Genomic DNA, 20904 nt, shown 5'->3' with positions numbered 1-20904 from the left:
GCCAAACTTGCCTAAAACTTAATAGAATGGTCGGGCGCCTGCTGCGATGCAGGCGCCCTTTTTGCAGGTTCACTTCTTTGGGAGATACCGCATGACCATGTCCTTCCGCCGCACCATCCTCGCGGCATCGATCGCGCTGCTGTCGGCCGGTGCGTTGCACGCAGCAGAAACCACCAAGCCCGCCGTCAAGAACGATATCGCCATTCCCGATATCCCGTACACCCGGTTCGTGCTGAAGAACGGCCTGACGCTGCTGGTGCACGAGGACCACAAGACGCCGGTGGTGGCGATCAACACCTGGTATCACGTCGGCTCCAAAAATGAAAAACCGGGCAAGACCGGCTTTGCCCACCTGTTCGAACACCTGATGTTCAGCGGCAGCGAGAACTTCAACCAGACCTATATCAACGCGCTGGAGCGCATCGGCGCCACCGACCTGAACGGCACCACCAACGGCGACCGCACCAACTACTTCGAGAACGTGCCGACCTCGATGGTCGATTACGTGCTGTTCGCCGAGAGCGACCGCATGGGCCACCTGCTCGGCGTGCTCGATCAGAAGAAGCTGGACCTGCAGCGCGGCGTGGTGCAGAACGAGAAACGCCAGGGCGAGAATCGTCCCTACGGCGTGACGCGCCAGCTGCTGTCCGAGAACACCTGGCCGGTCGGCCATCCCTATTCGTGGACCACGATCGGTTCGATGGCCGACCTGGATGCGGCGTCGATGACCGACGTGCAGGAATGGTTCAAGACCAACTACGGCCCGAACAACGTGACGCTGGTGCTGGCCGGCGACATCACGCCGGAGCAGGCGCGTGAAAAGGTCGAGAAGTATTACGGCGATATCCCGGCCGGCCCGCCGCTGGCCAAGCAGCAGGAATGGATCGCCAAGCGCACCGGCACCCATCGCGGCACGGTGCAGGACCGTGTGCCGCAGGCGCGCATCTACCGCGTGTGGAACGTGCCGGGCGTGGGCACCGGCGCCGAGCCGCTGCTGGACCTGGCGGCGCAAGTGCTCGGCGGCGGCAAGACGTCGCGTTTCTACAAGCGGCTGGTGTACAAGGACCAGCTGGCGACCGACGCCTCGGCCTTTAACAGCACCAGCGAAATCGCCGGCCAGTTCTACGTGATGCTGACCGCCCGTCCCGGCGTCGACAGCGCGAAGATGGAGCGCGCCGGCGACGAGGAAGTGCAGGCGCTGATCAAGTCCGGCCCGACCAGCGCCGAACTGGAACTGGCCAAGACCACCATCCTGGCGCAGTACACCCGCATCGTCGAACGCATCGGCGGCTTCGGCGGCAAGAGCGACCTGCTGGCCAGCTGCATCACCTTCACCGGCAACGCCGAGTGCTACAAGGACTACCTGAAGGCGATCAAGGCCGCCACGCCGGCGCAGGTCAAACAGGCCATGCAGGCCTGGCTGTCCGACGGCGATTATGTGCTGGACGTGCAGCCTTACCCGACCAACCTGGTCACCACCGCGAAGCTGGACCGCAGCAAGCCGCCGGCGCTGGGCAAGGCCGAAGCCTTGAAGCTGCCGCCGATGCAGAAGGCCACGCTGTCGAACGGCTTGAAAGTGGTGCTGGCTGAACGCCACGCCGCAGCGCTGGTCGACTTTTCGCTGATCGTCGATGCCGGCTACGCCTCCGACACGCAGAAGACCGAGGGGCTGGCCAGCCTGACCGGGCGCATGCTGGAGGAGGGCACGGCCAGCCGCAGCTCGGCCGCCATCAGCGAAGCGTTCGAGTCGCTCGGTTCGCAGTTCTCGGTCTACACCGGCCTGGACAGCGTCACCGTCAACCTCAACGCCCTGAAGGCGACGCTGCCGAAGGCGCTGGACGTGTATGCCGACGTGGTGCAGCATCCGGCCTTCGCTTCGAACGAACTGGAACGCCTGAAGAAGGATCAGCTGGCGGCCATCGCCCGCGAGAAGGCCAATCCGCAGGCGATGGGCCTGCGCGTGCTGCCGCAACTGGTGTACGGCGCCGGCCACGCGTATGCGGTGCCGGTCAGCGGCAGCGGCACCGAGGCCGCCGTGGGCGGCTTGAAGCGCGAGGACCTGGTGCAGTATCACCAGTCCTGGTTCAAGCCGAACAACGCCACGCTGCTGGTGGTGGGCGACACCACGCTGGCCGAGATCACGCCGCTGCTTGAAAAAGCGTTCGGCGGCTGGAAGCCTGGCGCCGCGCCGAAGAAGGATATCGCCACCGTCGCGCCGCCGGCCAAGCCGCTGGTCTACCTGATGGACAAGCCTGGCGCGCCGCAGAGCGTGATCTATGGCGTGCAACTGGCGGCGCCGCGCAATGCGCCGGACGATGTGGAGCTGGGCGTGGTCAACGACGTCTTCGGCGGCACCTTCAGCTCGCGCATCAACATGAATCTGCGCGAGGACAAGCACTGGTCCTATGGCGTCAACGCGCGCCTGTGGCCGGCGGTGGGCCAGCGCATGTACCTGAGCTCCTCGCCGGTGCAGACCGACAAGACCAAGGAGGCATTGCAGGAGCTGGTGAAGGAATACGGCGCCATCGCCGGCGCCCGGCCGATCACCGCAACCGAACTGTCCGACGCCCAGACCAACGCGACACTGAGCCTGGCCGGATCGTTTGAAACCGCCGGCCAGCTGGCTGGCCGGTATGGCAATATCATCCGCTACCAGCTGCCGGAGGATTACTACAACACCTTCACCGCCAAGGTGACGGCGCTGACCCCGGAAAGCGCCAACGCCCTGGCCGCACGCACCATCACGCCGGACCGCCTGGTGTGGCTGGTGGTGGGCGATTTGAGCAAGGTGGAAGCCGGGGTGCGTTCACTGAACATCGGCGAAGTGCGCAAGATCGACGTCGACGGCAAGCCGCTGCCGTAAGCCTTGTCGCTGCATCATCCACGCCGGCCGGTGCGCGCACCGCGCCGGTTTTTTTTTATTTGCCGATATGCCTGGCGAGGAAAGTCTCGATGTGGCGCCACAGGTCGATGCGGTTGGCCTGCGTCTTCCAGTCCTCCGTGCTGGGCGTGTACTCCAGCCATTCGGCTCCGGGATTCGTGGCGGCCAGCGCCTCGTAGAACTTGCGGCCCTCACTGAATGGAACGCGCTGGTCGTGCTTGCCGTAGGCGAGCAGCACCGGCTGCGTGATGCGCTTGGCATTCTGCAGCGGCGAGGTCTCCTTGAACTGTGCGGCGTCGTACAGGGGATCACCGATGTTCGCGCGCAGATAGGGCAAGGAGCCGGCATCGGCGGTGTCTTTCCACTGATGCACGAACATGGCGCGCAGGTCGGTGATGCCGGACCAGCTGATGCCGCACTTGAACACGGCTGGGTCGCGTATCAATCCCATCATCGCGGCATAACCGCCGTAGCCGCCGCCGGCGATGCAGACGCGCTCCGGATCGGTGTAGCCTTGCGCTACCGCCCATTTGACGGCATCGGCGATATCGTCCTGGATGGCGAGTCCCCATTGTTTTTTGCCAGCCTTTTCATGGGCGCTGCCGAACCCGTGGACGCCGCGCGGCTCCGGTTGCAGCACCACATAACCGCGCGAAGCGAGGAACTGCACGGAAGCGTTCCACGCCCAGTCGGCGCCGCGCAACCATTGCTTGTCGCCGATCAGCACCACGGTGGGCAGCGGTTTTCTCGGTTCAGTATTTGGCAGCGTGACGTAGGCCGGGATCTGCATGCCATCGCGCGCCGGGTAGCGCACCATGCTCATTGGCGCCATGCGCGCAACGTCCAGGTCCGCATGGGCGGCGCCGAGGCGCAGCAACTGCCTGGTGTCGCGGTTGTACAGCACGTAGATATGGTCCTCGGTGTCGCGATACGTATCGACCAGCACATAAGGCGTTTCGCTGTGCGCGCCGTAGGACGTGGTGTTGATGGTGTTCGGCAGCAGGGCGTCGATTTCGTCCTGGATGGCTTTGCGCGCCGGATCAATCCAGATGGTGTTTTCCGAATCGGTATTCAGACGGTAACCGAGCACCCGGTGATCGTCCAGCACAAAGTAGCCGCGTGTGTCGTAGCCCGGCACCGCGATCACCGGCTTGGGCAGGATGGCTTTATGTTCCAGGTCGTAGCGGTAGACCGATGATTCGTCATGGCCATTGCGCGCCTGGACGTACAGCGTGCCGTCAACATACAGCACCGGCGTGAAATCGTCTGCCGGGCCGATTTCGCGCCATGCGCCGGCCTCCTTGTAGTGCAGGGTATCCTTGCCGTCGCGGCTGGTGACGACGATGCGGACATCGCCATTCGGCTCCAATAGCCAATTGGTGGCGTTGGATGGCGCATCCACCGGCGTGCGCTTGCCGGTGCGCGTGTCGATCAGCCCCAGGCTCCGGTGTTTTCTGGATACCTCGATGACGTACATGGACTCGGTTTTGCGATAGGGGAAGCCGTTCACCGAGTAGCGTCCCAGATAGCCGCTACCGTCGGCATTGGTATCGGCAAAGGATCGTCCCTGGTTCAGCAAGACCGTCAGGCTGGCGAAGTCCTTGCCATCGTGGTCCACCGCGTACAGCCCAGGCACGCCGATATCGCCGCCTTGCTCGACGTTGACGAGGACGTAGGCCAGGCGCCTGTCACTGATCCAGTAGAAATTTTCCACGTCGGCGTTGCTGTAATTGGCGACGGTTTTCTGTGCGTGCGTCTCCACATCGATCACCGTCAGCATGCTGCGGCCGGCCGTGGACAGCATGCGCAGCAGGGCATGGCGGCCGTCGGGCGAGATGCTGGCGCCGGTAATGGCCGGATTCTGGAAAAACTGCTGCACCGGGATGGGCGATATTTCCGCTGCGCCGACGGGAAAAGCGCAGGCAAGCAGCAATGCGACGCGGGCAAGGACGGAGTTCATGGTATTTAAGTCAATGTAAAAAATATAACATAACCCAAGTCCGGCGGCCTGCCAAGCAAAGATTTTCGTTTGATGCTAATATTTAGCATCCTAAGTATATCTGAGCGAGTCCACGATGAGCGGCTACGACAAAACCCTGATGACCCTGACCCACACGCTGATCCACTCGGCGCGCGCCTACAAGGCGGCGGCCGACGCGGTGGCCTCGACGTTCGAGCTGTCGCACGCCAGCGCCTGGCCGGTGCTGATGATTTCGCGCCTGGGCGACGGCGCCCGTCCCGGCCAGGTGGCCGACGCCGCCGGCATCGAGGCGCCGTCGCTGGTGCGCATCGTCGACCAGCTGGTGGCGGCGGGACTGGTGCTGCGCCAGGACGACCCGAGCGACCGCCGCGCCAAGACCCTGTGGCTGACGACGGAAGGCCGGCGCATCGCCGACCGCCTGGAGAAGACGCTGGCGCCGTTCCGCCGCGATCTGTTCAAGGACATACCGCAGGCCGACGTGGAAGCCTGCGTGCGCGTGCTGATCAAGCTTGACCAGGTGCTGGCCGAGCGTCACGCGGGCTAAGCGAGGCGCCGCCATGACAATGCCGACCATGCCGAAGGGAAGCGAGATGCTGTTCTCGGCCAAGTGCTTTGGCGCCTCCATGCTGGCGCTGTATATCTCGCTGGCCGCCGGTCTGCCGCGTCCGTTCTGGGCCATGATGACCGCCTACATCATCGCCAGTCCGTTTTCCGGCGCGGTGCGCTCCAAGGCGCTGTTCCGCGTCTGCGGCACACTGATCGGCAGCACCATGACCATCTTCCTGGTGCCGCGCCTGGCCAATGCGCCGGAGCTGCTGTCGCTGGCGCTGGCGTGCTGGGTGGGCGTGTGCCTGTATGTGTCGCTGCTGGACCGCACGCCGCGCTCCTACATCTTCATGCTGGCCGGGTACACGGCGGGCCTGATCGGCTTCCCCGCCGTGACCGATCCGTCGGCCATCTTCGACACCGGCCTGGCGCGGGTCGAAGAGATCACCATCGGCATCCTGTCCGCCACGGTGGTGCATTCGCTGGTGTTCCCGCAGGGCGTGGGACCGGTGCTGCTGGGCCGCCTGGACCGCGCCATCGCCGATGCGCAGCGCTGGATGCGCGACGTGCTGCAACCGGGCGCCGACAAGGCGCAGGCCGTGCACACGCGCCTGGCGCTGGCCGGCGAAATCAGCGAAATGCGCGTGATGTCGACCCACCTGCCGTTCGACACCTCGCACCTGCGCTGGACCGCCGGCATGGTGCACGGCCTGCACGACCGCCTGAGCGTGATGGTGCCGCTGCTGCTGGCGGTGGAAGACCGTCTGAACACGCTGCGCGAAGTCGATCCCGCCAGCCTGGCGCCATGGGCCAGGCTGCTGGACGACACCGCCGCCTGGGTGCAGGCCGGCCGCGACGCCGATCCCGCGCGCGCCGCCCAGCTGCGCGCCGAGCTGGCGCAGCTCAAGCCGGCGCTGGCCGTCAACGCCAGCTGGAGCGAGATCCTGCGCCTGAACCTCGCGCAGCGGCTGGACGCCCTGATCGAAGCCTGCGAAGACGGCCTGGAACTGCGCAGCAATGTCGACGCCGTGACGCGCGGCGGCGCCTCGGCCTACGCGCCGCACCTGAAACCATCGGTGCTGCACCGCGACCACGGCATGGCCCTGCGCTCGGCGCTGGCGGCGGTGATCACCATCCTGCTGTGCTGCGCGTTCTGGATCCTGACCGCCTGGCCGGCCGGCGCCGCCGCGCCGATGATGGCCGGTGTGCTGTGCTGCTTCTTCGCCACCCAGGACGATCCCGCGCCGGCCATCCTGGCGTTCCTGAAGTGGACGCTGATCTCGATGCCGGTCGGCGCGTTCTACATCCTGTGCGTGCTGCCGGCGGTGCACAGCTACGAAATGCTGGTGCTGTCGATCGCGCCGGTGTTCCTGATCGGCGGCGCCTTCATGCCTCGTCCCGCCACGGCGGGCAGCGCGCTGGCCTTCCTGATCGGCATGGCCGGCACCCTGTCCTTGCAGGATACCGGCACGCTGGACATCCCGACCTTCCTGAACAGCATGGTGGCGCAGGTATTCGGCTACATCGCCGCCGCCGTCATCACCACGCTGATCCGCACCGTGGGCGGCGACTGGATGGCGCAACGCATGCTGCGCACCGCGCGCCGCGAAGTGGCGCAGATGGCGCAGGCCACGGCGCGCGAGCCGCTGCTGAAGATTTCGGCGCGCATGGTGGACCGCATCGGCCTGCTGATGCCGCGCCTGGCCATCGCCCATCCGACGCCGGAAGCGCGCGCGGTGGCGGTGGACGGCCTGCGCGAACTGCGTGTCGGCCTGCACGTGGCGCAGCTGTGCGGCTTGCAGCAATCGCTGGAGCAGGCCGGCGTGACGCTGCAACCGCTGATGCAGAAACTGGGCCGCTATTTCGGCAGCGGCGGCCACGCCCACGGCCAGGCGCCGGCGGCGCTGCTGGAACGGCTGGACGGCACGCTGCGTGCCGTGTGCGCGGCCAGCACCGACGCCGCTGCCGAGGCGCGTCCGCAAGCCGCCGCCGCGCTGGCCAGCATGCGCCGCGACCTGTTCCCGCGCGCCGCCGCCTATCAACCGGAGATTGCATCGTGATCGCTGAACTGAGTCTGTACGGACTATACGTACCCACCTTGCTGCTGCTGTCCATCCTCGCGCTGATCTGCACGCGCGTGCTGGGCAAGCTGCTGATGCGCGTCGGCTTTTACCGCCTGGTATGGCATCCCGCGCTGTTCGAATTTGCGCTGTTCTTTATTTTCCTGGGCAGCTTCTCCACACTATTAATGAACCGGGGCTAAACATGAACCTCAAAAATATCGCGCTGGCCCTGGGCCGGTTTATCGTCACCATGATCGCGGTGGCCATCGCCTGCGTGCTGGGATGGCGCCTGTGGCAGCACTACGAAGTGGAACCCTGGACCCGCGACGGCCGCGTCAAGGCGGACGTGGTGCAGGTGGCGCCGGACGTCACCGGCCAGGTCACCAATGTGCTGGTGCGCGACAACCAGCAGGTGAAAGTCGGTGATGTGCTGTTTGAAGTGGACCGCGCGCGTTTCGAACTGGCCCTGCGCCAGGCCGAGGCGGCCGAGCAGGCGCAGCGCGCCACGCTGGACCAGGCGCTGAAGGAATCGCGCCGCAACAACGACCTGCGCGACCTGGTGTCGGCCGAAACCCGCGAGCAGGGTTCGTCGCGCGTCGACCAGCTGCGCGCCGCGCTGGCGCAGGCGGTGGTGGCCCGTGACGTGGCCAAGCTGAATCTGGAACGCACCCGCGTACTGTCGCCGGTGAACGGCACCATTTCCAACCTGGATCTGCGCAGCGGTTCCTACGTCAGTGCCGGCCGCGCCGTGCTGGCGGTGATCGACAGCGATTCCTACTACGTCGAAGGCTATTTCGAGGAAACCAAGCTGCCGGCGATCCAGGTCGGCGACGCGGTGGTGGTGCTGCCGATGGGCGAATCGCTGCGGCTCAAGGGCCACGTGGAAAGCCTGTCCGGTGGCGTGGCGGACCGCGACCGCAGCACTTCGGCCAATCTGCTCTCCAGCGTCAACCCGACCTTCAACTGGGTGCGCCTGGCCCAGCGCATCCCGGTGCGCATCAAGCTGGACGCCTTGCCTGCCGGCGCACGCCTGGTCGCCGGCCAGACCGTGACGGTCGACGTCACCAAGAAATCGTGATGCGGAGGATATGATGAACTCCCTGAAAATCCTGAGCGGCGTGGCCCTGGCGGCCGCGCTGGCCGACTGCGGCACCGTCGGCCCCAATTACAAAGTGCCGGAGCAGGCCGTGGTCAAGCGTCCGGAAGCGGCCGCGCCTTTCCTCGGCGCCGAGGAAGCCGTGTATAAATCGGCGCCGCTGCCGGCGCACTGGTGGCGTCTGTACGACGACCCGGTGCTGGACAAGTTGATCCAGCAGGCGTTTGCCGCCAACACCGACCTGCGCGTGGCCGCCGCCAACCTGGCGCGCACCCGCGCCGTGCTGGATCAGGCGGAGGAAGAGCGCAAGCCGGAAGTGAGCATCAGCGCGGCGCCGGGCGTGGGCCGTTCGTCGGGCGTGCCGATTGGTTCGCCGAAGGCGCTGCCGGACAAATTCAATTACGACGTGGGCGTGCGGGTCTCCTACCAGACCGACATGTTCGGCAAAATCGCGCGCGCCGTGGAGGCGGCCAATGCCGACACCCAGGCCGCGCAGGCCGGGCTGGACCTGGTGCGCGTGACGGTGGCCGCCGACACCGCGCGCGCTTATGCCGACGCCTGCTCGGCGGTGCGGCAGATCGCCGTCGCCCAGCAGGCGGTGGCATTGCAGCAGAAATTCGTCGCGCTGACGGATGAACGCATCCGCGCCGGCCGCGGCACCAGCATCGACGGCGCGCGCGCCCGCAGCCAGCTGGCGCAGATGCAGGCCGCCTTGCCGCCGTTGCAGGCGCAGCACCGCACCGCGCACTATCGCCTGGCCGCGCTGACCGGCCTGACGCCGAAAGAGATGAATATGAATCTGCTGCAGTGCCAGGCCGCGCCGCGCATCACGCAGCAGATTCCGGTGGGCGACGGCGCCGCGCTGCTGCGCCGCCGTCCGGACATCCGCCAGGCCGAGCGCACGCTGGCCGGCGCCACCGCGCGCATCGGCGTGGCGACGGCGGACCTGTACCCGAGCATCAGCCTGGGCGCATCGGTCGGCAGCACCGGCCTGCTGGACCACTTCGGCGCCGCCAACGCCTCGCGCTGGAGCCTTGGCCCGCTGATCTCGTGGACGCTGCCGGACACCGGTTCCGCCCGCAGCCGCATCGCGCAGGCGGAAGCCGGCACCGACGGCGCGCTGGCCAGGTTCGACGGCACGGTGCTGAACGCGCTCAAGGAAGTGGAAACCGCGATGACGGTCTACGCCCGTGAACTCGATCGCAACGCCGCGCTGAAGACCGCGCGCGACGAGAGCGCGCTGGCGTCCGAGCAGTCGCACCGCCTGTACCAGTACGGCCGCACCGATTTCCTGTCGGTGCTGGACGCCGACCGCACGCTGGCCGCCACCGACGCCGCCTGGGCCGCCTCCGACGCCACGCTGTCGACCGACCAGATCGCGCTGTTCCTGGCGCTGGGCGGCGGCTGGGAACAGCAGTAAGAATGGTATGCTATCGCCTTCGTTCATAAGGAGTTAGCATCATGGGACTGGCGGATCAGTTATTAAAAGCCGGCTTGGTCGACAAGAATAAAGTCAAAGTCACCAATCAGAACAAGAGCAAGCAGCAGAAAGAGAATCGCCGCAGCGGCACCGAGACCGTGGACGAGGCGCGTCTGGCGGCGCAGGAGCTGCAGCGCCAGAACGCCGAGAAGGCGCGCCTGGCCAACGCCCAGCGCGACGCCGCCGCGCAACAGAAAGCCATCGCCGCGCAGATTACGCAGATGGTGCAGCAGAATAAGCAGAGCAAGGGCCACAACGGCGACATCGCCTACAACTTCACCTTTGGCACCAAGATCGAGCGCATCTACGTGACACCCGCTGTGCGCGAGCACCTGGTGGCGGGCCGGCTGGTGATCGTGGGCGAGGGCGGCAGCTACGAGCTGGTGCCGCGCGTGATCGCCGACAAGATCGCCGAGCGCAATCCGGACATCGTGGTGCGCGTCAAGCAGGCCACCACCGAGGTGGAAGAGGACGATCCATACGCCGCCTTCAAGATCCCCGATGATCTGATGTGGTAAGCGCCTAGCGGCGCGGTTTGCCGAAGACCTGCGTCCAGTACACCACGCCGTCCTGCTGTTCGGGCGTGACGGCATAGGCTGCGCCCATCTCGGTGAAATTGGGATCCATGATGTTGGCGCAGTGTCCCGGGCTGGCGAGCCAGCCGGCCATGGTTTCGTTTGGCGTGTAGGAACCGAAGGCGATGTTCTCGCCGATGCGGGTCCAGTTGTAGCCGCTGCGGCGCGAGCGGTCGCCGACGTTGCCGCCATCCTTGCCGATATGGTTGAAGTAGCGCTGGCGCGCCATGTCGCCGCTGTGGCTCAGCGCCGCGGCCCCCAGTTGCGGATTCCAGCTGACCGGCGGCGCCGGCGGGAACGACTGATTGCCACAGGTGCGCGCGCTGGCGCGTGCCGCATTCACGCTTTCCAATATCATCATGCCGGCGTCGCGCCAGTCCGGATAAGTGGCGGACGGCAGGGCCGGCGCCGCGCTGGCCAGCACCACGGTCCAGTCGTTGCCAGTGCGCGAGACACCGATGTCGGTGTAACTGGCGTCGAGCAGCGCGCCGCAGTAGGGCTGGCGGATCGCCGCCATGGCGTCCTGCGGCGAGCCGGCGCCGCCGACGGAGATGGCGTCCGCCTTGCTGCTGGCAAAGCCGGCACGCGCCAGTGTCGCCGACACGATGGCGCCGGTGCCGAGACGCGCGGCAGCCAGCACCGGCTGCGGCGTCAACGGCGATGCGGGCGGCGGCGTGCCGCCATGGCACAGCCCCGGCGCGGCGCGGTAGGCGTTGATCATCGCCGTCAATTGGTCGGCGTCGGACTGCGGCGAGGCCGCCGCCGCAGCGCCGAGCAGGCAGACGATCAACAATGGCAGTTTGGACAAGACGGCTCCCGGTCAATAGGCGTGACCGTCCATGATGTCACAGCCGCGCGCGGGCGACAATGGCTGGTGTCGGCGGCGAACTACAGGTAGCGCGCCAGCAGGGCGCGGTCCAGCGACGCGTCCAGCGCGATGCGGACGATATGGCCGCTGCCCGGGGCCACGCTGATGTCGGCGCCGTCGTCGGACAGCATGCGCGTCAGCGCGACGTCACGGTTGCCGCCCGGATGAATCACCTCCAGCCTGTCGCCGACGGCGAAGCGGTTCTTCACGTCCACCCGCGCCCAGCCATCCTCCACGCTCAAGACATCGCCGACGTACTGGCTGCGGTTCGCTTCCGACGCGCCGCGCATGTAGTTCTGGTGGCTCTGCGTGTGGTGGCGCTGGTAGAAGCCATCGGTGTAGCCGCGGTTGGCCAGGCCTTGCAGCTGGCCGAGCAGGTCGACGTTGAACGGGCGACCGGCCACCGCGTCGTCGATCGCCTGGCGGTACACCTGCGCCGTGCGCGCCGCGTAGTACAGCGATTTGGTGCGGCCTTCCACTTTCAGCGAGTCGACGCCGATCCTGACCAGGCGCTCGATGTGCTCCACCGCGCGCAAATCCTTGGAGTTCATGATGTAGGTGCCGTGTTCATCTTCCATGATCGGCATCAGCTGGCCCGGACGTTCGGCTTCCTCGATCAGGTACGCCTGGTCGGCCAGCGGATGGCGCGGCTGCTGGTGCAGCGACGAGAACGGGCGCTGCTCGGCTTCCTGCAGGGCCTTGTTGAACCGCAGCGGAATCACCTGGGCGAAGTCGCCGGTGGCGTCTTCCTGCGCGTGCCGCACCTTGTAGTCCCAGCGGCAGGAGTTGGTGCAGGTGCCCTGGTTGGGATCGCGGTGATTGAAGTAGCCGGACAGCAGGCAGCGGCCCGAGTAGGCGATGCACAGCGCGCCGTGCACGAACACCTCCAGTTCCATTTCCGGGCACTGCTGGCGGATCTCCTCGATTTCATCGAGCGACAATTCGCGCGACAGGATCACGCGCGTCAGGCCCATGCGGTGCCAGAACTTGACGTCGGCCCAGTTGACGGCGTTGGCCTGCACCGACAGGTGCACCGGCACTTCCGGCCATTTGTCGCGCACCATCATGATCAGGCCGGGATCGGCCATGATCAGCGCGTCGGGCTTCATGGCGATCACCGGTTCCATGTCGCGCAGATAGGTCTTGAGCTTGGCGTTGTGCGCGAAGATATTGCTGGCGACGAAGAACTGCTTGCCGCGCGCATGGGCGCCGTCGATGCCTTCCTGCAGCGCCTGCAGCGTGGAGAAGTCGTTGTTGCGCACGCGCAGGCTGTAGCGCGGCTGGCCGGCGTAGACGGCGTCGGCGCCAAAGTCGAAGGCGGCGTGCATCTTGTCGAGGGAGCCGGCGGGCAGGAGGAGTTCGGGAGCTTTGAGCATGGAAGGCGGGCAAAGTGGTGGATTCTAGTGAGCCAGTCCAGCCCGAGCTTTGCGCCAGATCAAAAAATGCTGAGGAAGCTGCACGCGTCACGAGGCGGCCATTGGCTTGAATACAACATTTGTTTCTGGTTTGTTTCAGAAGTATCACATCAAACGTTACATAATTTGACATTTTAATAGCGCTTTGCAATCCGCTCCGGCGTGTCGATTTCCCTCTGGCGAGTTCATCTGGATGAATTTCTTTCAGGTAAATTCAGTTTATTTTCAGTAATTTAGACAATTTTTCGTCTATCGATGCGCAGGAAAATATGTATAAATTTCAACAATGCGGTGCTAGACTGGAATTTCAAAAAAACACCACATTAATTAACATTTGCGTCAGCCGGAAGGGATCAAATGAAGACCAAGCTTTTGCTGTTATGCGTTGCATTGGGGGCAATTACAAGTGGCGTGCAGGCGATTACGCTGCCGGGCGCCGCGCCGTTGGCCAAACCGCGCGTCTCCGCCGATCCGCGGATTGTCGATCTGGGCCTGGCCGCGTCGAGTGATGTGAAGACCATCTCGCTGTCGCTGGCCTTGCGCAACGCCGACCAACTGGATACCTTCATCGCGGGTCTGGCCGAGCCGGCGAATCCGAACTTCCGCAAGTTCATCACGCCGCAGCAGTTCGCCGCGGCATACGGCCAGACCCCGGAATCGGTGGCGGCGGTGGTCAGCTACCTGAAGTCCAAGGGCTTCACCGTCAACAAGGTGTTTGCGAACAACCTGCAGATCAGCGCATCCGGCACCAACGCGCAAATTGCCGCCGCCTTCGGCGTCAGCGTGCATAACTACTCCTTGCTCGGCAAGCGCTTCCAGGCGCCGGTGGCCGCGCCGGCGATACCCGCCGCGCTGGCATCGGTCGTGAAGTCGGTCAACGGCATCAGCACCCGCTCGGTGTTCAACAAGCGCTCGACGACGATTCCGCGCACCGGCGCGCTGGCCGGCGATGTCGGCGCCAAGGTGGCGGGAGCGATCGGCGGCACGCCTGGCCAGTACACCACCGTGGACCTGGCGGCCAAGTACAACATCAATCCGCTGTACGCGCGTGGCGTCACCGGCGCCGGCAGGACGATCGGCATCGCCACGCTGGCCGGCTATGCGCAATCGGACGCCTACACCTACTGGCAGCAGCTGGCGCTGCCGATCAAGGCCAACCGCATCGTCGACGTGGTGGTGGACGGCGGACCGCTGCCGGATGATGGCCCAGGCTCCGACGGCGCCGGCGAGACGACGCTGGACGTGCAGCAGTCCGGTGGCGTGGCGCCTGGCGCGAAACTGCGCGTGTACCTGGCACCGAACACCGACGCCGGCTTCATCGACGTGTTTGCGCAGGCGGTCGACGAGAATCTGGTCGATGTGCTGTCGGTCAGCTGGGGCAGTCCGGAAGTCTATTCCGACGACGCCACCCTGGTCGCCTTCCACAACGTGTTCCTGCAGGCGGCGGCCCAGGGCATTCCGGTGATCGCTGCTGCCGGCGACGCCGGGGCGTTCGACATCAACCGCGGCCTGCCTTACCCGCACTGCAGCACGCTGCTCGGCGTCGATTTCCCGGCCGCCGATCCGCTGGTGCTGGCCGCCGGCGGCACCACGCTGCCCAATACGTCGCCGCACAAATTCGGCAACGTGACGGTGCCGACCGAGCGCGCGTGGGGCTGGGACTATCTGAAGAACTACATCGTCACCAACTACGGCACCGACCTGTATTACTCGGACTATCTGGCCGTGGGCGGCGGTGGCGGCGTCAGCGCGCTGTATGGCGTGCCGTCGTTCCAGAAAAACCTGACGGGCGTGCAGAAGACCGCCGCCGCGCAATCGCTGATCTGCGAAAACGCCGTGTTCGACAACGGCAGCGGCTATGGCGATTACCTGGATGTGCCGGCCAATCTCGCCGGCCGCAATCTGCCCGACGTGTCGCTGAACGCCGATCCCTACAGCGGCTACGCAGTCTATTTCGGCGGCGCGTGGTCGACCGGTTCGGGCGGCACCAGCTTTGTGGCGCCGCAGCTGAACGGCATCCTGACCCTGATCAGCGCCGGCCTGAACGGCCGCGTCGGTCCGATCAATCCGCAGCTGTACGCCGCCTTCAAAACCTACGGCTATGGCGCCGGCTCGCCGTTCAAGCCGATCAGCGCCGGCACCAACCAGTATTACCAGTCCACCGCCACCTACAACCCGGCCACCGGCCTCGGTTCGCTGGACGTCAACGCACTGGCCAAGGCGCTGGGCGTGAAGTAAGCCGCACCTCCCCTGAACTTCTTGATACGGATCGCAAAAATGAATTTATTTAAGCAATTGATCGTCACCATCGCCCTGGCCATGTTTGGCGCCGCCGCCCACGCCGATATCTATGTGCCCAAGGACCTCGGTTCGCCCAACGTCTTTACCAATACCTGGACGTTTCTTGGCGTGGCCGATACGCCGCACGTCGCCGGCAACACGTTCGGGGATTACTACCTGTTCAACGTGCCGGATGCGCAAAATATCTCGGTGTCGCTGACTGGTTTGCTGCAGGGTAGTTCCTCCGGCGTCAGTTTTCTCAAAGGCGGCTTTATCGTATTTTCCTACAGCGATGGCGCGTCGCTGTATGAGTTCGATGCCACCAGCTCTGCTTCCGCCACCGGCGCCCCGTTCCGGCTCGATAGCGGTGTGTACGGGCTGTTCGTCGCCGGGACGTATCTGGTGAACGGTGGCGCTTACGGCGGCCAGATCTTCGGTTCGCCGCTGGCGGCGGTGCCGGAGCCGGCGACCGTGCTGATGCTGTTGGCCGGCTTGGCGCTGGTGGCCGGAGCTGCCCGTCGTCGCCGCGCCTGAGTCTTTCACGCATGGCACAAAGGCCGCGACGCCCTCGCGGCCTTTTTTATTTCAGCGCGGCGACAGGCCGCGCGAATTGGCGCAGGGATCGTTCTCGTCAGGGATGTGCCGCAGCTTGCTGGTGACGACCGGCGCCGGAGCCGATGAGGCACAGGCGCCGCCGGTTGCGGGCGTGGCGGGAGGTGAGGGCGGCGTCGGCGCCTGCACCTTCGGCGCACAGGCGCTCAGGCAGAGCAGGACCAGCAACCGTGGTGCGACAGTGGAAAACATATCAGTCTCCATACGCCACAAACAAAAAAGCCAATCGCAAGGATTGGCTTTTTTATGGGATCTTGGTGGCCCGGGGCGGAATCGAACCACCGACACAAGGATTTTCAATCCTCTGCTCTACCAACTGAGCTACCAGGCCAAGGAGCAGAATTATAGCATCCCGCCGGAAAAGCGCAAGGGCCAATTTCCATTTCCGACAAACGTTATAATGGCCGGATGAATAAGCCCACCTCTCCCGCAGCGCTGCGCGTGATCGACAGCGAGATTTGCATTGTTGGCAATGGCGCGATTGCCAAGACCGCCGCGCTGGGCCTGGCCCAGGCCGGCCTGAGTGTCACGCTGCTGGGGCCGCCGATGCCGGCGCCGATGCCGGCCTCGGCAGACCAGGGGTGGGACGCGCGCGTCTACGCGCTCAACCACACCGCCCATCACCTGCTGTCGTCGCTGAAGGTGTGGGACGCGCTGGACCACGCCCGCGTGGCGCCGGTCGACGCCATGATCATCCACGGCGACGGCCCGCACGCCGGCGGCCTGGCCTTCGACGCCTACGGCGCCCACACCAATACGCTGACCTGGATACTGGAAGACCGCAATCTGAACCAGGCGCTCGACGCCGCGTTGCGCTTCGCCCAGAACGTCAAGCTGGTCACCGGCCGCGCCACCGGCCTGCTGCGCGACGACAGCCACGCCACCGTGCATCTGGACGACGGCAACAGCATCCGCGCCGCGCTGGTGGTGGGCGCCGACGGCGCCCAGTCCTGGGTGCGTGGCCAGTGCGACATCGGCCTCGATTATCGCAGCTACAACCAGCGCGCCGTGGTCTCCAACTTCGCCTGCGCGCTGCCGCACCACGGCGCCGCCTACCAATGGTTCACCGGCGCCGAGGGCATTGTCGCCTTGCTGCCGCTGCCGGGCAATCAGGTATCGCTGGTGTGGTCGGCGCCGGAGCAGCTGGCCGACACGCTGCGCGCCGAATCGGCGCAGCAGATCGCCGAACGCCTGGCCGTCTTCGCGCAGGACAAGCTGGGCGCCCTGACGCCGCTGCAACCGGAGCTGGTGCGCGACTTCCCGCTGCGCCTGATCCGTCCGCACGCGATGACGTCGGCGCGCGTGGCGCTGATCGGCGATGCCGCCCACGTGGTGCATCCGCTGGCCGGCCATGGCATGAACCTCGGCTTTGGCGATGTGGCGCAGCTGATCAAGACGCTGTCCGGGCGCGAGCCGCAGCGCGGCATCGGCGACCAGCGCGTGCTGGCCCGCTACGAGCGCGCGCGCAAGGAAGACGTGCTGTTAATGCAAGTAACCACCGACGGCCTGGCGCGCTTATTTGAAACCGACATCGAGCCCTTGCGCGTGGTTCGCAATTTCGGATTAAACTTGTTGGATAAATTACCTGTGCTCAAGCGCCGGCTGATCTCACACGCCATGGGCAAGTGAGCAGCGCGCCAGCACTTACCGGAGAAGTCATGAGAAAGAGTAAGTCCGTTTTGCTGTCGTTGTCGGTCCTGATGGCATCCTGCGTGGGCGCGGAAACGCCGCCGACCACCGAGGCGATCAAGAAGCTGATCGAGCCGCGCCTGGGCGTCAACGTCAAGGTCGATTCGGTGACGCAGACGCCGTACAGCGGCCTGTATGAAGTCCGCATCGGCAACGACATCCTGTATACCGACAAAACGGCGACTTATCTGGTGAATGGTCACATCTTCAACCTGACCACCGGCGCCGACCTGACGCGCGACCGCATCGACGACATCACCAAGATCAAGTTCTCCGATCTGCCGCTGGACAAGGCCATCAAGACCGTCAAGGGCGACGGCTCGCGCGTGATCGCGGTGTTCGAAGATCCGAACTGCGGCTACTGCAAGCGCCTGCGCCAGACCACGCTGAAGGAAACCGACAACGTCACCATCTACACCTTCCTGTACAACATCCTGTCGGATGACTCGTTCGTCAAATCGAAGAACGTGTGGTGCGCGCCGGACCGCAGCAAGGCATGGGATGACTGGATGGTAAGCGGCAAGGCCGCGCCGGCCGCGCCGGAAGCGTGCGCCACGCCGAACGACGAAATCGTCGCGCTGGGCCACAAGCTGGGCGTGCAGGGCACGCCGGCGATTTTCTTTGCCGACGGTTCGCGCATCCCTGGCGCGATCGACAAGAAGGTGCTGGAAGAAAAACTCAGCAAGATTAAGCAGTAAGTACGTAGTCCAAACCAGGGAGACTTGAATGATCACTTTGAACATCAACGGCAAGGATGTGCAGGTCGACGCCGATCCGTCGACGCCCATCCTGTGGGCCTTGCGCGATAACCTCAACATGACCGGCACCAAGTTCGGTTGCGGCATGGCGCTGTGCGGCGCCTGCACCGTGCACCTGGGCGGTCAGGCGATCCGCTCGTGCGTGACGCCGATTTCGGCGGCCGAGGGCCAGAAGATCACCACCATCGAAGCGATGGAAGCCGACAAGGTCGGCAAGGCCGTGCAGGACGCTTGGGTCAAGATCGACGTGCCGCAATGCGGCTACTGTCAGAGCGGCCAGATCATGAGCGCCACCGCGCTGCTGCGCACCAACAAGAATCCGTCCGACGCCGAGATCGACAACGCCATGGCCGGCAACATCTGCCGATGTGGCACCTATCAGCGCATCCGCGTTGCCATCAAAGACGCTGCCAAAGCGATTGCCTGAGGAGACCAGCATGCGTATCGAATGGTTAAATCAGGGAACGATGGTCAGCGGCTCGGCGACGTCTGAAGGCGTGTCGCGTCGCGGCTTCATGAAAGCCGGCGCGGTTGCCGGCGGCGGCCTGGTGCTGGGCTTTTTCATGCCGGGCGCGGGCCGCTGGGCCAACGCGCAGCGGGCGCCGGCCAAGGTCTACGAACCGAACGCCTTCCTGCACATCGCGCCGGACAACAGCGTGACGGTGCAGGTCAACCGCCTGGAGTTCGGCCAGGGCGTGCAGACGTCGCTGCCGATGCTGATCGCGGAAGAGCTGGACGCCGACTGGTCGCAGGTGCATGGCGCGCTGGCGCCGGCCGGCGATCAATATAAAGATCCGGCGTTCGGCATCCAGATCACCGGCGGCTCGGGCAGCATCGCCCACTCGTACACCCAGTACCGCGAAATCGGCGCCAAGGCGCGCGCCATGCTGATCGCGGCGGCGGCCGAGCAGTGGAAGGTGTCGGCGGACCAGATCAAGACCGTCAAGGGCACGCTGATCGGCCCTGCCGGCCAGAAGGCCACCTACGGTTCGCTGGCCGATGCGGCCATGAAGCAGCCGGTGCCCGCCACTGTCACGCTGAAGGATCCGAAGGACTTCAAGTTGATCGGCAAGCCGACCAGGCGTCTGGACGCCAAGGCCAAATCGACCGGCAAGCAGCAGTTCGGCATGGACTTCAAGGCGCCGGAAAGCAAGGTCGCCGTGGTGGCGCGTCCGCCGGTGTTCGGCGCCAAGGTCGCCAAGTTCGACGCCAGCAAGGCCAAGGCCATCAAGGGCGTGATCGATGTGCTGGAAGTGAAGACCGACCGTGGCGGCAGCGGCGTGGTCGTCATCGCCGACGGCTACTGGCCGGCGAAGTCCGGCCGCGAAGCGCTGGTCATCGAATGGGACACCAGCGGCGTCGAGAAAGTCAGCAGCGACAAGCAGCTGGCCGAGTACAAGGCGCTGGCGCAGAAAGCCGGCACGCCGGTGCGTACCGCCGACACTTCCAAACTGGCCGGCGCGGCGAAGAAAATCTCCGCCGTCTACGAGTTCCCGTACCTGGCGCACGCGCCGATGGAGCCGCTGAATTGCGTGGTCGATCTGCGCAAGGACGGCTGCACCGTGTGGGCAGGTTCGCAGTTCCAGACCGTCGACCAGGGCGCGATCGCCGCCACCGCCGGCCTGAAACCGGAGCAGGTGGTGCTGAACACGATGATGGCCGGTGGCGGCTTCGGCCGCCGCGCCGTGCCGACGTCGGACTATCTGGTGGAAGCGGTCAACATCGCCAAGGTGTGGCAGGCCGCAGGCCACAAGCAGCCGATCAAGGTCATCTGGAGCCGGGAAGACGACATCAAGGGCGGTTACTACCGTCCGTCGCACGTGCACCGCGCCGACATCGGCGTTGATGCCAAGGGCGAGATCGTGGCGTGGGATCACGTCATCGTCGGCCAGTCGATCACCAGCGGCACGCCGTTCGAGCCGATGATGGTCAAGAACGGCGTCGATTCCACCATGGTGGAAGGCATGGGCGAGCCATACGAAGTGCCGCTGAACCTGAGCGCGCACACCGTCAAGACCAATGTGCCGGTGCTGTGGTGGCGTTCCGTCGGTTCGACCCACACTGCCTTTGTGATGGAAACCCTGATCGACGAAGCCGCGCACGCGGCCAAGATGGACCCGGTGGCCTACCGCAAGAAGCTGATGGGCGAGAAAGGCAAGCGTCATGCCGCCGCGCTGGACCTGGCGGTTGCCAAGTCGGGCTACGGCAAGAAGGCTTTGCCGAAAGGCCAGGCCTACGGTGTGGCGGTGCATGAATCGTTCAACACCGTGATCGCCTATGTGGTGGTGGCGTCCGTGAAGAACGGCACGCCGAAGCTGCACAAGGTCACGGCGGGCGTCCACTGCAACACGGCGGTCAATCCATTGACCATCGAAGCGCAGATCCAGGGCGCGGCGCTGATGGGCCTCGGCATGACCTTGCCGGGCGCCGCCATCACGCTGAAGGACGGCGTGGTCGAGCAGCAGAACTTCAGCGACTACACCGTGGCGCGCATGACGGACATGCCGGTGATCGACGTGCACATCGTGCCGTCGAACGATCCGCCAACCGGCATGGGCGAACCTGGCCTGCCGCCGTTGGCGCCGGCCTTCGCCAACGCTTTGTTCACATTGACCGGCAAGCGCCTGCGCAAACTGCCGTTCGATCTGGCGAGCGCCTGA

Annotated in this window: 16 protein-coding genes, 1 tRNA gene and 1 pseudogene; 13 read left to right on the top strand and 5 right to left on the bottom strand. The window is 65.3% G+C overall.

All coding sequences use genetic code 11. The annotated features are described in order from the left end of the window. Positions 1-91 precede the first annotated feature (91 nt). The gene (locus GJ695_RS22025; RefSeq protein ID WP_154368537.1) at positions 92-2863 is read left to right on the top strand and encodes a M16 family metallopeptidase; all 2772 of its coding nucleotides are present in this window, start codon (positions 92-94) and stop codon (positions 2861-2863) included. A 55-nt stretch (positions 2864-2918) separates the two neighbouring features. On the opposite strand, the gene GJ695_RS22020 is transcribed toward GJ695_RS22025, so the two are convergent. Beyond that, positions 2919-4841, bottom strand: a complete 1923-nt coding sequence (locus GJ695_RS22020; RefSeq protein WP_154368536.1) for an alpha/beta hydrolase family protein — start codon at positions 4839-4841, stop codon at positions 2919-2921. 115 nt (positions 4842-4956) lie between these two features. Here GJ695_RS22020 and GJ695_RS22015 point away from each other — a divergent pair, with 115 nt between their 5' ends. The 6 genes from GJ695_RS22015 to GJ695_RS21990 are packed head-to-tail and all read left to right on the top strand — an operon-like array spanning position 4957 to position 10565. Then, positions 4957-5406, top strand: a complete 450-nt coding sequence (locus GJ695_RS22015) for a MarR family winged helix-turn-helix transcriptional regulator (RefSeq protein WP_166455296.1) — start codon at positions 4957-4959, stop codon at positions 5404-5406. Positions 5407-5419: 13 nt separating this feature from the next. Next, the gene (locus GJ695_RS22010; RefSeq protein WP_154368534.1) at positions 5420-7468 is read left to right on the top strand and encodes an FUSC family protein; all 2049 of its coding nucleotides are present in this window, start codon (positions 5420-5422) and stop codon (positions 7466-7468) included. After that, entirely contained in the window at positions 7465-7671 is a 207-nt protein-coding gene (locus tag GJ695_RS22005; RefSeq protein ID WP_166455295.1) for a DUF1656 domain-containing protein, read from the top strand. The genes GJ695_RS22010 and GJ695_RS22005 overlap by 4 nt, the downstream gene beginning before the upstream one ends. A gap of 2 nt (positions 7672-7673) precedes the next feature. Beyond that, positions 7674-8549 carry an efflux RND transporter periplasmic adaptor subunit gene (locus GJ695_RS22000; protein ID WP_154368531.1) on the top strand — a complete coding sequence of 292 codons (876 nt, stop codon included), beginning with the start codon at positions 7674-7676 and terminating at the stop codon, positions 8547-8549. A gap of 13 nt (positions 8550-8562) precedes the next feature. Next, positions 8563-9987, top strand: a complete 1425-nt coding sequence (locus tag GJ695_RS21995; protein WP_154368628.1) for an efflux transporter outer membrane subunit — start codon at positions 8563-8565, stop codon at positions 9985-9987. 41 nt (positions 9988-10028) lie between these two features. Then, a complete protein-coding gene (locus GJ695_RS21990; RefSeq protein WP_154368529.1) occupies positions 10029-10565 on the top strand; it encodes a DUF2058 domain-containing protein in 537 nt (178 codons plus the stop codon). A gap of 4 nt (positions 10566-10569) precedes the next feature. Here the strand turns inward: GJ695_RS21990 and GJ695_RS21985 are convergent, their stop codons facing one another. Continuing rightward, on the bottom strand, positions 10570-11430 hold the full coding sequence (locus GJ695_RS21985) for a CAP domain-containing protein (RefSeq protein WP_154368527.1): 861 nt from the start codon (positions 11428-11430) through the stop codon (positions 10570-10572). 80 nt (positions 11431-11510) lie between these two features. Beyond that, a complete protein-coding gene (gene trhP / locus GJ695_RS21980) occupies positions 11511-12866 on the bottom strand; it encodes a prephenate-dependent tRNA uridine(34) hydroxylase TrhP (protein ID WP_154368525.1) in 1356 nt (451 codons plus the stop codon). Between the two features lie 396 nt (positions 12867-13262). On the opposite strand from trhP, the gene GJ695_RS21975 reads away from it, so the two are divergent. Continuing rightward, positions 13263-15143, top strand: a complete 1881-nt coding sequence (locus GJ695_RS21975; protein WP_154368523.1) for a S53 family peptidase — start codon at positions 13263-13265, stop codon at positions 15141-15143. 75 nt (positions 15144-15218) lie between these two features. Beyond that, a pseudogene (locus GJ695_RS21970) lies at positions 15219-15719 on the top strand (FxDxF family PEP-CTERM protein); the annotation flags it as partial. Positions 15720-15770: 51 nt separating this feature from the next. On the opposite strand, the gene GJ695_RS21965 reads toward GJ695_RS21970, so the two are convergent. Next, the gene (locus GJ695_RS21965) at positions 15771-15989 is read right to left on the bottom strand and encodes a hypothetical protein (RefSeq protein ID WP_154368519.1); all 219 of its coding nucleotides are present in this window, start codon (positions 15987-15989) and stop codon (positions 15771-15773) included. Positions 15990-16052: 63 nt separating this feature from the next. Further along, positions 16053-16128: transfer RNA gene (locus tag GJ695_RS21960), tRNA-Phe, on the bottom strand. A gap of 77 nt (positions 16129-16205) precedes the next feature. Between GJ695_RS21960 and GJ695_RS21955 the strand changes: the two genes are divergently transcribed. The 4 genes from GJ695_RS21955 to GJ695_RS21940 are packed head-to-tail and all read left to right on the top strand — an operon-like array spanning position 16206 to position 20904. Next, the gene (locus tag GJ695_RS21955; protein WP_154368517.1) at positions 16206-17426 is read left to right on the top strand and encodes an FAD-dependent monooxygenase; all 1221 of its coding nucleotides are present in this window, start codon (positions 16206-16208) and stop codon (positions 17424-17426) included. Positions 17427-17455: 29 nt separating this feature from the next. Then, complete coding sequence (locus GJ695_RS21950) at positions 17456-18184, top strand: DsbC family protein (RefSeq protein WP_154368515.1); 729 nt, start codon at positions 17456-17458, stop codon at positions 18182-18184. A 28-nt stretch (positions 18185-18212) separates the two neighbouring features. Then, positions 18213-18671, top strand: a complete 459-nt coding sequence (locus GJ695_RS21945; protein ID WP_110846622.1) for a (2Fe-2S)-binding protein — start codon at positions 18213-18215, stop codon at positions 18669-18671. Positions 18672-18681: 10 nt separating this feature from the next. Continuing rightward, positions 18682-20904, top strand: a complete 2223-nt coding sequence (locus tag GJ695_RS21940; protein ID WP_154368513.1) for a xanthine dehydrogenase family protein molybdopterin-binding subunit — start codon at positions 18682-18684, stop codon at positions 20902-20904.

The sequence above is a fragment of the Duganella alba genome, assembly GCF_009674495.1.
Lineage (GTDB): Bacteria > Pseudomonadota > Gammaproteobacteria > Burkholderiales > Burkholderiaceae_D > Rugamonas > Rugamonas alba.
The sequence above is the reverse complement of the archived record's forward strand: the minus strand, read 5'-3'. Positions and strand labels throughout refer to the sequence as shown.

Coding starts and splice junctions, on each gene's coding strand:
- GJ695_RS22025 (WP_154368537.1), top strand. CDS start 92: ATGACCATGTCCTTCCGCCGCACCATCCTCGCGGCATCGATCGCGCTG.
- GJ695_RS22020 (WP_154368536.1), bottom strand. CDS start 4,841: ATGAACTCCGTCCTTGCCCGCGTCGCATTGCTGCTTGCCTGCGCTTTT.
- GJ695_RS22015 (WP_166455296.1), top strand. CDS start 4,957: ATGAGCGGCTACGACAAAACCCTGATGACCCTGACCCACACGCTGATC.
- GJ695_RS22010 (WP_154368534.1), top strand. CDS start 5,420: ATGACAATGCCGACCATGCCGAAGGGAAGCGAGATGCTGTTCTCGGCC.
- GJ695_RS22000 (WP_154368531.1), top strand. CDS start 7,674: ATGAACCTCAAAAATATCGCGCTGGCCCTGGGCCGGTTTATCGTCACC.
- GJ695_RS21995 (WP_154368628.1), top strand. CDS start 8,563: ATGAACTCCCTGAAAATCCTGAGCGGCGTGGCCCTGGCGGCCGCGCTG.
- GJ695_RS21990 (WP_154368529.1), top strand. CDS start 10,029: ATGGGACTGGCGGATCAGTTATTAAAAGCCGGCTTGGTCGACAAGAAT.
- trhP (WP_154368525.1), bottom strand. CDS start 12,866: ATGCTCAAAGCTCCCGAACTCCTCCTGCCCGCCGGCTCCCTCGACAAG.
- GJ695_RS21975 (WP_154368523.1), top strand. CDS start 13,263: ATGAAGACCAAGCTTTTGCTGTTATGCGTTGCATTGGGGGCAATTACA.
- GJ695_RS21965 (WP_154368519.1), bottom strand. CDS start 15,989: ATGTTTTCCACTGTCGCACCACGGTTGCTGGTCCTGCTCTGCCTGAGC.
- GJ695_RS21955 (WP_154368517.1), top strand. CDS start 16,206: ATGAATAAGCCCACCTCTCCCGCAGCGCTGCGCGTGATCGACAGCGAG.
- GJ695_RS21950 (WP_154368515.1), top strand. CDS start 17,456: ATGAGAAAGAGTAAGTCCGTTTTGCTGTCGTTGTCGGTCCTGATGGCA.
- GJ695_RS21945 (WP_110846622.1), top strand. CDS start 18,213: ATGATCACTTTGAACATCAACGGCAAGGATGTGCAGGTCGACGCCGAT.
- GJ695_RS21940 (WP_154368513.1), top strand. CDS start 18,682: ATGCGTATCGAATGGTTAAATCAGGGAACGATGGTCAGCGGCTCGGCG.